Source organism: Mycolicibacterium llatzerense, from assembly GCF_025331195.1.
Lineage (GTDB): Bacteria > Actinomycetota > Actinomycetes > Mycobacteriales > Mycobacteriaceae > Mycobacterium > Mycobacterium llatzerense.
Genome location: NZ_LXOV01000017.1, coordinates 351,029 through 362,390, shown reverse-complemented (window position 1 = coordinate 362,390; position 11,362 = coordinate 351,029). Strand labels below are relative to the sequence as shown.

Sequence of the window (11,362 nt, the reverse complement as noted above, 5' to 3'; positions counted from 1 at the left end):
GAGCACGAGACCGCGCCCGAAGCGGCACCGGTCCCAGCACCCGCCCCCGCGTCGGCACCTGTCCGAGCCCCGGCTCCGGTGCGCACCCCTGTCGGCTATGTGGTCGGCGGTGCGGTGGTGCCGCCGGCACTGCTCGCTGACCTGGTGGCCCGCGGCGCCAAAGTCCGCACCGTCGCCTCGGCGACTGATCTGGGTGGAGTGCCCCGGTACCGGCCGTCGGCCGCGATCGACGAATTCGTGCGGATGCGGGCCATGACGTGCATGTTCCCCGGCTGCGATCAGCCTGCGACCGCCTGCGATGTCGACCACACCATTCCCTGGCCCGCCGGGCCCACCCATCCGGGCAACCTCAGCCCGAAATGCCGAAAACACCACCTACTCAAAACCTTCTACAGCGGGCCTGATGGTTGGCGGGACCGCCAACAGCCCGACGGGACCATCGTGTGGACCGCACCCACCGGGCACACCTACACCAGCGTGCCCGAAAGCCGAATCCTGTTTCCCCACAAGCAGGTTGACACCCCACTACCCGACCCACCACCATCGAGTGCCACCGACCTCGACACCCCACCGGCTCCCGGCCGGGGCATCATGATGCCCATCCGGCGGCGCACCCGCGCCCAGAACCAAGCCCAGCGCATCGCCTACGAACGCGCCCTCAACGACGCCGACCTCCAAGCAGCAGCGGCCGCCCAAGAAGCCGCCGACCGCCGACACGCAGCCCGCGAAGCCGCCCACGAGACCGGCGAAAACGATAAACCACCACCGCACTGAACAAAACGTGAATGCCCCTGAAAAATCACGACTTTCAGGGGCCAAACGTCTGCTGCGGGGTTCCCGGCACCAGAGACAGATGGGTATGTACGCCCAACCACGGAGCATCGACCGTCGACCGCGCCAGCAGCACCGTCGCGCGCCCTGGTCTGACAAACGCGCGACGATCGGCGTCGTAACCCGTTGACGACCAAAGGCATATCCCCGAGCCGGACAGCCCGTCCGGTGAAGTTCGGGTGGCCAGCGAGTCCAGATCGAAGCGAAAGTCGCTGATACGCCCCCAGATCGATCGCCACTGCGCATCGACCAATTCGTCGATCCCGTGCACGAGGCGCATGTAGGTACCGAACCCCACGACTTCCTGGTCGAACAACCTGCGCGCGCCGGCGTAATCGACCGCCCGGATCAGCTGCTCCCATTCGACGAACCAGTCACGAATCGCATCTCCCGGCAACCCATCTCCTCACACATTTAAGCTGTCGCGGTGCCACCCAGTACTGCAGCTCAGCAGGTCAGCGGTCTGGTAGCGCGTGCGATACCGCTACGTTGGCGCAGATTCGTACTTTATGCGCGCCAGCACCGGCGGTTGCCCGAGTTGATCGAACCGCAGCGGTTCACCGACAAAGTCAACTGGCGCATCCTGCACGACCGCCGCGAGCTGCTCAGCCCGACCTGCGACAAGCTCGCCGTCAAAGAACTGGCCCGCCAGACTGCCGGCGACAGCGTGCGCGTCCCCCGCACGCTGTGGTCCGGCACCGACCTGACCGAGCTCGTCACCGTCGGACTACCTGACCGGTGGATTCTCAAACCCACACATCGCTGGGGAAAGATCGTCGCGGGCACGGGAGTTCCCGATGTTCAGCGGCTGACCGCCCGCACCAAGGGCTGGCTGTTCAACGAGAACTGGCACATCATGGGCGAATGGGCCTACAGCCGCGCCAATCCGAGGTTCCTCGTCGAGGAGCGGATCGGCGACGCAGCCGGGTTCCCGACTGACTACAAGTTCTTTGTGTTCGACGGTGTCGCACGCTATGTGTTGCACGTCTCCGAACGAGCCACCGATCCATGCCCGACGTACTACGACCGGACATGGACCCGGGTAGCCACCAGGCCCGGATCAGAAGACACCCCGCACGTCGCGCCACCCGCGCAGCTGACCGAGATGCTGGCGGTCGCCGAACGTATCGCGGCAGGCTTCGACTTCCTGCGCGTCGACCTCTACAACGTCGACGGTGAGATCTGGTTCGGCGAGACCGCCGCCTATCCGGTGAGCGGATTCGCGCAGTACTCACCGGCAACTTTTGACCTGGAGCTCGGGAGCTGGTGGCAGCTACCCGAGCTCCAGTAGTGGAGCGAGTGACGGGATTCGAACCCGTGTGAACGGCTTTGCAGGCCGGTGCCTAGCCACTCAGCCACACCCGCACTGATGACCAGAGTGCCAGCAGAGGCTGCGCGTGCCCATGGTTGAGATCGCGGTGATTGCTACCCCTCGCAGCAGTCCCCCACTGGCCGACCCACCACCGGGCCGCCCTGCGGCCAGCCGGCCGGCGAGTCCTCCCACGGCTCCTGACGTCCGTACGGGGTCAGATCCAGGAACGGATAGCCCACTGCCGAATGATCGAGCCCGCGCGCGTACGCCGAATAGGTATGGAACACCTCGTCGTCGCGGCGCAGGAAAACACTGGCGCCGGGCCAGTCTCCGCGCAGGTCATCGTCGGTCCAGCCGTCGGCGTACAGCTCGTCGAGCGCCTTGTAGTTGTATTCGACCGGCGCCCGCGCCGGGTCGAGCGTCACGTGGAAGTCGTAGGTGAAGTCGCCATCACGCGACGAGTACCACGGAAACGTCCAGCCGTGCTGGTCGCGATACCGGGCGATGCTGTCGTACGGAGCCCGAGAGACGCACGCAAAGGTGACGCCCTTGCCGTACAACAGCTTTCGATCCTCTTCCGTGAACGTCAGATCGGCCGCGGCGGTGCAGCTCGGGCAGCCGGCATCGATCGCGTCGACCCACATGAAGTGGTGGATGTAAAGCTGGCTGCGACCCTCGAACATGTCCAGCAAGCTGACGGCGCCGTCGGGTCCGTCGAACACGTAGTTCTTCTCGATCTTCACCATCGGCAGCCGACGGCGTTCGGCGTTGACCGCGTCGCGCAGATGCGTCGCCTCCCGTTCCCTGGCCAGGAGCTTCGTGCGAGCCCCGATCCATTCCTCCTGTGTGACGACATCGGGGTAAGCGTTTGGTTGCGCGGACATGACATCACTCCTCGTGAGATATCGGCTCTATAAGACAGACTTCGACTCCCGCCAAAAGTCATCGGAGCGCGTTAGTTTGTCCCCCATGGAATGGCTGGCAGATCCCGCCTTTTTCGGCGGGCCCGGGCAGGGCTCGCGGCAGATCATCGAACTCGTGGTCGCGTTCGGCCTGACCGCACTCATCGGACTGGAACGCGAAATCCAGGGCAAGAGCGCTGGTTTGCGCACACAGACCATCGTCGGCACCGCAGCGGCGCTGATCATGCTGGTGAGCAAGTACGGCTTCGGCGACGTGCTGACCCCAGGGCTGGTGGTCGTCGACCCGTCTCGCGTCGCGGCCCAGATCGTCTCGGGCATCGGCTTTCTCGGTGCGGGCATCATCATCGTGCGCCGGGGCTCGGTGCATGGGCTGACCACCGCGGCCTCGGTGTGGGAGTCGGCGGCGATCGGCATGGCCGCCGGCGCCGGCTTGCTGCTGCTGGCCAGCGTGATGACCGGGATGCACCTGCTGATCATCGTGGGGTTCATGCCGCTGGCCCGGCGGCTGGCCTCGCGCCTGGGCGCGACCGTCCGGCTCCACATCACCTATGCAGACGACCGCGGCGTCCTACGGGACGTGTTGCAGGCGTGCGGCCGGCGTGACTGGCAGGTCACCGACCTGGAGACCGACCCCGCCGGAGAACCCCTCGAGGCGCCACCCGGCCACGTCGGCGTCCAGGTGACGCTGGCCGGTTCCGGGGTCATCGGGGCCGCCGCCGTGCTGGCCCAGGTCGATGGGGTCATCGGTGTGCGTCAAATCACAGAAGATCCCGACTGACGCACGCGGAGGCGCGCCGACACCCGATGTTCCTGTACGTTTCGCAGAACTAACGGGGTGACGGGACGTATGACGCGCGAATTGACTGATTCTGACTACTTGGCCGAGCTGGAGCCGGTAGCCGCCGACGCCCTCAACCAGCATCTGTCGAGGTCGGTGCACTGGTATCCGCATGATTACGTGCCGTGGGCCAATGGGAAGAACTTCGCGGCGGCGGGCGGCGAGGACTGGGATCCCGAGCAGTCACAGCTGAGTGAGCTGGCCAAAGCCGCCATGATCACCAACCTGCTCACCGAAGACAATCTGCCGTCCTACCACCGCGAAGCCATGACCCATTTGTCGCTGGACAGCGCGTGGGGCACCTGGGTCAACCGCTGGACCGCCGAAGAGAACCGGCACGGCATCGCCCTCCGCGACTATCTGGTGGTGAATCGCGGGGTTGACCCGGTGGCGCTGGAGCAAGCCCGGATGGAGCACGTAGCCAACGGATTTGCGCCGACCGCCGAAGAGGAAGAAGCCATCGGTGCCGGGGTGCTGATGGCCATCGTGTATCCGACGTTCCAGGAACTGGCCACCCGAGTCAGCCATCGCAACACCGGCAAGGTCTGCAACGACCCGGTGGCTGACCGGCTGCTGCAACGGGTGGCGGCCGATGAGAACCTGCACATGATCTTCTACCGCCAGATGAGTGCGGCCGCACTTGATCTGGCACCGGACCAGACCCTGCACTCGGTCGCCTCGGTGATCGAGAAGTTCCGGATGCCCGGCACCGGCATGCCGAACTTCCGGCGTTACGGCGTCCTGATGGCCAAGCACGGCATCTACGATCTGCGCCAGCATCTGGAGGAAGTCGTCCTGCCGCCGCTGCGCCAGTGGAAGATCTTCGATCGCACCGATTTCACCGCTCGCGGGGAGAAGCGCCGCGAAGAGCTGGCCGCCTACCTCGAGACGATGGCGAAGCAGGCCAGCAGGTTCGAGGAGCAACGTGACCGGCTGCTGGCACGGGAAGCCTCTCGCGCCGAGCAGCGCGATTCCGCCGTGGTGGGCTAGCTGCTCCCCCGGCCGGCCCGATACGACGCCACACACCCCAGCGCCGCCAAGCCGGCGAATACGGCGAACAACCAACTGGCCCCGACGGCGTCGGGCCGATCGACCGTGTTGACGACGATGCCGGCCAGCCCGGCACCGAAAGCTCCGCAGATCAGCTGAACGGTGTTGATCGCTGCCGCGGCCACCGTCCCTTCCGCGGGATCGTCGACCCGGCCCATGGCCCACACCGACAGGTGGGGCCACGCCATGCCGACACCGATCCCGGTGACCAGAAGCGCGAGCGCCCAGACGCCGACGACTGCGGGTGAGGCGCCATCGACCTGGCTGAGCGCGGCAGCACCGAGTCCGATCCCCATCACCAACGGCGCCACCGCCACGATGCGCACCACCCGAGCGGGTGTGGTGACCGAGGCGCTGACGATCTCGCTGACCGTCCAGCCCACGCTCAGCGCCACGGCGAGAAAGCCCGCCGTCAACGGCACCAGGCCGGCCAGGCGCTGGCCGTACAGCGGCACGTACATGTCGGCCATGGTGGCCGCCATCAACACGCCCAGGGTCACATAGATCCACTTGAACGGGCCCGGCCCGTAGGCGGTCTTCGGCAGCACACTCACGGACATCCGCCGGTCCACGACGATGAACACTCCGACCAGCGCGACGCCGCCGGCCAGCAGCACCACCATGAGCGGCACGCTGCGCTGGATGCCGGCGACGCTGATCGCCATGGCCGCCGATCCGAGAATCACCAACGACCACACCGGAATCCGCAGCGGCACGCGCACGTGGTCGGCAGACCGGCCCGGCAGACTCAACGGGACCAGGACCATCACGGCCACGGTCAGGATGGCGAGCGCGCCGAATGCCCAGCGCCACACACCCAACTGCGCGAACAAGCCCCCCGACGAGGGGCCGAGCAGTGTCCCGACACCCCACATCGCCGACACCAGCGCCGACGCCTTCGGCCAAAGCGATTGCGGCAGAGCCGTATTGATCACCGCGTAGCCCAGCCCGGCCAGCGTGCCGCCCGCAGCGCCCTGCACGACGCGCCCGGCCAGCATCACCTCCATGGTCGGTGCCAGGGCACACACGACGCTGCCGAGCGCAAAAACACTGAACCCCAACACATATGCCTGTCGCGGACCGAAGCGGGCCACCATGGCGCTGACTGTCGTCGCCGCCATCACCGACGCCACCAGGTACACCGTGGTGACCCAGGCATACAGCCGTCCGCCGCCGATGTCAGTTACCGCGCTGGGCAGCAGGCTGATGGTCAGGAACTCGTTGGTCGCGTACAGCGCAACACCACCGGCCAGTACCGTCGACGCACCCAGATACTTGGGACCGAGCAGCTCCCGCCAGCTGCCTGCGGTCGCGGTTTCGGCGTGTGTGTCGGTCACGTCGGCGACGCTAGAGGCTCAACCACGGTTGAGGTCAACGAGCGGTCATTTCAGCCCGGCCGCATCCATTCCGCGCAGCTCCTTCTTCAGGTCGGCCACCTCGTCACGAATGCGGGCCGCGAGCTCGAACTGCAGATCCCGTGCCGCATTCATCATCTGCGCGGTGAGGTCCTTGATCAGGTCCGCCAGCTCGGCACGCGGCATGTTCGCGGTGTCGCGTCCTTCGACGATGCCGGCGCTGACTGCCCGCCCCGGCTCACCCTGGGCCCGGCGACCGCGGGAGGCGTTGCGACCCGAACCGCCGATTTCGACGGTTTCGGTGTCTTCCGCCTCGCGGTACACCTGGTCGAGGATGTCGGCGATCTTCTTCCGCAGCGGCTGCGGGTCGATGCCGTTCTCCTCGTTGTAGGCGACCTGCTTGGCGCGGCGACGTTCGGTCTCCTCGATGGCAGCCTGCATGGAGTCGGTGATCTTGTCGGCGTACATGTGCACCTCGCCGGACACGTTGCGCGCCGCGCGGCCGATGGTCTGGATGAGGCTTCGCGCCGAACGCAGGAAGCCCTCCTTGTCGGCGTCGAGGATCGCGACCAGCGACACCTCGGGCAGGTCCAGGCCCTCGCGCAGCAGGTTGATGCCGACCAGGACGTCATAGTCGCCCAGCCGCAGCTGACGCAGCAGCTCCACGCGGCGCAGGGTGTCCACCTCGGAATGCAGGTACCGCACCCGGATGCCCGTCTCGAGCAGATAGTCGGTGAGGTCCTCGGCCATCTTCTTGGTCAGGGTCGTGACCAGCACGCGTTCGTCACGCTCGGTGCGCTTGCGGATTTCGCCGATGAGGTCGTCGATCTGGCCCTTGGTCGGTTTGACGACGATCTCGGGGTCGACCAGGCCCGTCGGCCGGATGACCTGCTCGACGAACTCGCCCCCGGACTGGGCCATCTCGTAGGAGCCGGGCGTCGCCGACAGGTACACCGTCTGCCCGATGCGGTCGGCGAACTCCTCCCAGGTCAGCGGCCGGTTATCGACTGCCGACGGCAGCCGGAAGCCGAAGTCGACCAGGTTGCGCTTGCGGGACATGTCGCCCTCGTACATGGCGCCGATCTGCGGCACCGTGACGTGGGACTCGTCGATGACGAGCAGGAAGTCGTCCGGGAAGTAGTCCAGCAGCGTCGCCGGCGCCGAACCCGCGGCGCGACCGTCGATGTGCCGCGAGTAGTTCTCGATGCCCGAGCAGAACCCGACCTGCTTCATCATCTCGACGTCGTAGTTGGTTCGCATCCGCAGCCGCTGCGCCTCCAGCAGCTTGCCCTGGCCTTCCAGCTGCGCCAGCCGCTCTTCCAGCTCCTGCTCGATGGTCGAGATCGCCATGGCCATCCGCTCGGGCCCGGCCACATAGTGGGTGGCCGGGAAGATACGCAGCGAATCGACCTTGCGCACCACGTCACCGGTCAGCGGGTGCAGGTAGTACAGCGCCTCGACCTCGTCGCCGAAGAACTCGATGCGCACCGCGAGTTCCTCGTAGGACGGGATGATCTCGAGGGTGTCGCCGCGCACCCGGAACGTGCCGCGGGTGAACGCCACGTCGTTGCGCTTGTATTGGATATCGACGAGCAGGCGCAGCAGACCGTCACGCGGCACGTCGTCGCCGACCTTCAGTTCGACGGACCGGTCCATGTACGACTGCGGGGTACCGAGGCCGTAGATGCACGACACCGACGCCACCACCACGACGTCGCGGCGTGACAGCAGGCTGGACGTCGCCGAGTGCCGCAGCCGCTCGACGTCGTCGTTGATCGAGCTGTCCTTCTCGATGTAGGTGTCCGTCTGGGCGATGTACGCCTCGGGCTGGTAGTAGTCGTAGTACGAGACGAAGTACTCAACGGCGTTGTGCGGCAACATCTCCCGCAACTCGTTGGCCAGCTGAGCGGCCAGGGTCTTGTTGGGCGCCATCACCAGCGTGGGACGCTGCAGCCGCTCGATCAACCAGGCGGTGGTCGCCGACTTACCGGTACCGGTGGCACCGAGCAGCACCACGTCACGCTCCCCCGCCCTGATGCGCCGTTCGAGATCCTCGATGGCCGCAGGCTGGTCACCCGCCGGGTCGTACGGACTGACCACTTCGAACTTGTTGCCGGCTCGCACCATGGCGTCGACCGGCCGGTGCTCCGAGTGCGCGAGGACTGGGTATTCGGTCGCGAAGGCCATGGATACCAGGGTAGAGGCGGGCACCGACATCGTGCGCCGTGGCGTTTCGCCGACGCGATCACGCCACGAAATCGCCCATAGCATTGCCGCTGGTCAAGGTTCACACTGTAACCACGCAGCGATCTCTCAGCTGTCCGCCATTCAGGAATGAGGAATCGCCATGCAGACCACCCTGCGCACCGCAATCGCGACAGCAACTGCCCTTATTGCGGCTTTTGCTCTCGCGGTGCCCGCCGTCGCCACGCCGAAGAATCCGACGCCGAAACCAATATCCGAAGCAAGAATCAAATCCGAGTGCCAGGACCCTGATCTGGGTGGCGTCTACGGAACGACGATGGTCGGCAACGATCGCAAATCGACCTGCGACTACCTCTCCGGCGGCGAGTACTGCAGCGATGAGTACATCAACGGCGTGTTCCAGAACACCGTCTGCGGGCGCACGAACCCGACCGCACCCGGTGCCACGCGGCCGGCACCCGCTCAGGCGCCGAGTATCTCGTCCCCTTGACGCTCAGCACCATAGACTCAGGCTATCCACCCGCCAAAGCATGAAACGTTCAATCTGACCGCCGGCACGAATACCGATCCCAAGGGCATCGTGCGGGCTGTCGACGTGTACCGAGTCGAGCCGTGGGGCCTCTACATGGCGCGTCCCACCCCCGGCCGGCCGCAGTTCCACTACCTGGAATCGTGGCTGCTGCCCTCGATCGGCCTGCGTGCCAGCATCTTCCATTTCAATCCCGGACACGAGCGCGACCAGGACTTCTACCTCGACGTCGGCCGGTTCACCGCCGGCGAACGAGTCTGGACGTCCGAGGACCACTACCTGGACCTGGTGGTGCGGTCCGGGGTGGGCGTCGAACTGGAGGACGTCGACGAGCTGCTCGACGCGGTACGTCACCACCTGGTGAGCACCGACGACGGTGAACGCGCCATCACCACAGCGACCGCCGCCATCGACGGGTTGGCCCGGCACAAATACCAGCTGGGTGATTGGCTAGCCAGTCTCGGTATGTCACTGACCTGGCGCGACAGGTAATGTCAACAACCATGACATCGATCAGACGCGGACGGATGGCCGCGGCATCGCTGGCGTGCGCCACCGCAGTGGTCACCAGCACCCCCCTGTTTTTCGCCGCGACGTCGGCCGCTGACCCGGCGCCCCCCGCCCCGCCTGCACCGGCGGTTCCGGCCGGCGACACCGCACCGCCCAGCCAGGGGCCGCACAACGTCACCTATCGGGCCCGGATCGACGGGGTGTCCCGCGGCACGCTGGTGACCTACCGGCTCACCGACACCCAGCTCAATTCGGCGACGCCGTCACTGCTTCCCGGCGAGATGTTCGAGGCGTCCGCTGTCCTCAACTCCCCGGCGAACGCCGGTATGCAGGTGTCGATCCAGTGGCCGTACTCAGCCAGCCTGCACTGCGAGATCCTCGTCGACGACGAGATCGTGGCCCAGGCCGACCAGTTCGTCGCCCCGCGTCTGACACCTCAGCGCCAGGACCCCGGTTACGGGGTGCTCAGCTGTGGTTCCGTGACCGACTTCGATCCCAGCCAGCAGTACAGCGCCGAACTGCCGGGCACGCCCGCGACACCGGCACCGGCAGCGCCCGCAGCACCCGCATCGGCCACGCACTAAGGGCGCCAACCGGTTTCGTCAGCCCAGGTCCAGGCCCGTCGGTACGCGCCGGCGAGCCAGGGCTCCTTGGCGTCGGCATATTCCCCGCTGGTGGCCGGCGCGGCGGCCATCGCATCGTGCTTGAGGGCGAGGTACTCGAGGCGCTCTTCCGGGTTGGCGGCGATCCACGCCGGGAACAGCAACGCGAACTGCTGCCCGGGCCAACCGTCGACCCGGATGTGCACGTTCGTCGGTCGTCCGGGATCGGCCGAGGCGTGAAAACGCTTCTGCCACAGGGCCTTGTCGTCGGAATGGTCGAATTCGGCGACGGTGCTGCGGGCGTCGTCCTTCGCGACGTCATCGGTGATGTCCGCGTTCCGCGGGTAGCCGGCCGTCGACAGTAGGTCGGTGAGCTCGTCGGCCACCTCCAGCGACTTCACGGTCACCTGGATGTCGATGACGTCCTTGGCGTCCAGATCCGGCACCGCCGTCGACCCGATGTGATCGACCCGCACCGCCCGGTGCCCGCACGTGGTGCTCAGCCGGGCCACGATCCGGCGGGCCTGCTCGGGCCACGTCTCGTCATACGACACCACCGCCGGTGCGACGGTGGCCGGTACCCCGGCCTGCACGTTGCGCGCGAACGGAACGATCCGCTGCTCCCACAGCTCACGGGCCTTGGCCGCCAGTTCCTCGGCGCTGCCGTGGTTGTCCAGCCAGACGTCCGCTACCGCCTGCCGCTGTTCGACGGTCGCCTGCGCCGCGATCCGGGCGCGGGCGTCGTCCTCCGAGAAGCCGCGGTACTCGATCAGTCGCGCGACGCGCACATCTTCCTCGGCGTGCACCATCACGACCAACGGGAACAGCGGCGCCATCTGCGATTCGACGAGCAACGGAATGTCTTCCACCACAACAGAACCCACCGGAGCGGCGTCGATGAGCTCGGCACGGCGCTTGCCGACGAGCGGGTGCACGATGCCATTGAGAGTCTTGCGCTTCTCCTCGTCGCTGAACGCCACCGCGGCCAGCGCCGGCCGGTTGAGCGAACCATCAGGCAACAGGATGTCCTCGCCGAACGCCTTGACCAGGGCGGCCAGGCCCTCGGTGCCGGGCTCCACCACCTCACGGGCGATGACGTCGCCGTCGACGATGATGCCGCCCGCCGCCGCGAAGGTCGATGACACAGTGGATTTTCCGGCGCCGATGCCGCCGCTCAGTCCGATACGAAGCACCGGGACAGTCTGTC

At 66.6% G+C, this 11,362-nt stretch carries 12 protein-coding genes and 1 tRNA gene; 7 read left to right on the top strand and 6 right to left on the bottom strand.

From position 1 onward, the window contains the following. Positions 1-774: HNH endonuclease signature motif containing protein (locus tag A7G45_RS29365; RefSeq protein ID WP_260942145.1), on the top strand; the 774-nt coding region annotated here is incomplete at its 5' end. 34 nt (positions 775-808) lie between these two features. Here the strand turns inward: A7G45_RS29365 and A7G45_RS29360 are convergent. Further along, the gene (locus tag A7G45_RS29360; RefSeq protein WP_260942143.1) at positions 809-1,228 is read right to left on the bottom strand and encodes a hypothetical protein; all 420 of its coding nucleotides are present in this window, start codon (positions 1,226-1,228) and stop codon (positions 809-811) included. 30 nt (positions 1,229-1,258) lie between these two features. Between A7G45_RS29360 and A7G45_RS29355 the strand changes: the two genes are divergently transcribed. Beyond that, a complete protein-coding gene (locus A7G45_RS29355) occupies positions 1,259-2,122 on the top strand; it encodes an ATP-grasp fold amidoligase family protein (protein WP_260942141.1) in 864 nt (287 codons plus the stop codon). Here A7G45_RS29355 and A7G45_RS29350 read toward each other — a convergent pair. Further along, a tRNA-Cys gene (locus A7G45_RS29350) sits at positions 2,123-2,196 on the bottom strand. Between the two features lie 60 nt (positions 2,197-2,256). Further along, the gene (locus A7G45_RS29345; protein ID WP_260942140.1) at positions 2,257-3,027 is read right to left on the bottom strand and encodes a DUF899 domain-containing protein; all 771 of its coding nucleotides are present in this window, start codon (positions 3,025-3,027) and stop codon (positions 2,257-2,259) included. Positions 3,028-3,112: 85 nt separating this feature from the next. On the opposite strand from A7G45_RS29345, the gene A7G45_RS29340 reads away from it, so the two are divergent. Further along, entirely contained in the window at positions 3,113-3,844 is a 732-nt protein-coding gene (locus A7G45_RS29340; RefSeq protein WP_071286233.1) for an MgtC/SapB family protein, read from the top strand. Positions 3,845-3,913: 69 nt separating this feature from the next. Further along, entirely contained in the window at positions 3,914-4,894 is a 981-nt protein-coding gene (locus A7G45_RS29335) for an acyl-ACP desaturase (RefSeq protein ID WP_260942138.1), read from the top strand. Here the strand turns inward: A7G45_RS29335 and A7G45_RS29330 are convergent. Together A7G45_RS29330 and uvrB are read right to left on the bottom strand one after the other, a co-directional pair. Then, positions 4,891-6,291, bottom strand: coding sequence for an MFS transporter (locus tag A7G45_RS29330; RefSeq protein WP_260942137.1), 1,401 nt, complete (start codon positions 6,289-6,291; stop codon positions 4,891-4,893). The genes A7G45_RS29335 and A7G45_RS29330 overlap by 4 nt on opposite strands. A 45-nt stretch (positions 6,292-6,336) precedes the next feature. Then, positions 6,337-8,496 (bottom strand): excinuclease ABC subunit UvrB, encoded by a 2,160-nt coding sequence (uvrB, locus tag A7G45_RS29325; protein WP_260942135.1) that lies wholly within the window; start codon positions 8,494-8,496, stop codon positions 6,337-6,339. 160 nt (positions 8,497-8,656) lie between these two features. On the opposite strand from uvrB, the gene A7G45_RS29320 reads away from it, so the two are divergent. The 3 genes from A7G45_RS29320 to A7G45_RS29310 are packed head-to-tail and all read left to right on the top strand — an operon-like array spanning position 8,657 to position 10,137. Then, positions 8,657-9,004, top strand: coding sequence for a hypothetical protein (locus A7G45_RS29320; protein WP_260942134.1), 348 nt, complete (start codon positions 8,657-8,659; stop codon positions 9,002-9,004). Positions 9,005-9,028: 24 nt separating this feature from the next. Continuing rightward, entirely contained in the window at positions 9,029-9,535 is a 507-nt protein-coding gene (locus tag A7G45_RS29315) for a ribonuclease FAU-1 family protein (RefSeq protein ID WP_260942243.1), read from the top strand. Between the two features lie 11 nt (positions 9,536-9,546). Next, positions 9,547-10,137, top strand: a complete 591-nt coding sequence (locus A7G45_RS29310; RefSeq protein ID WP_260942132.1) for a hypothetical protein — start codon at positions 9,547-9,549, stop codon at positions 10,135-10,137. Here the strand turns inward: A7G45_RS29310 and coaE are convergent. Next, positions 10,134-11,348 (bottom strand): dephospho-CoA kinase, encoded by a 1,215-nt coding sequence (coaE, locus tag A7G45_RS29305; RefSeq protein ID WP_260942130.1) that lies wholly within the window; start codon positions 11,346-11,348, stop codon positions 10,134-10,136. The two genes, A7G45_RS29310 and coaE, sit on opposite strands and share 4 nt — an antisense overlap. Positions 11,349-11,362 lie beyond the last annotated feature (14 nt).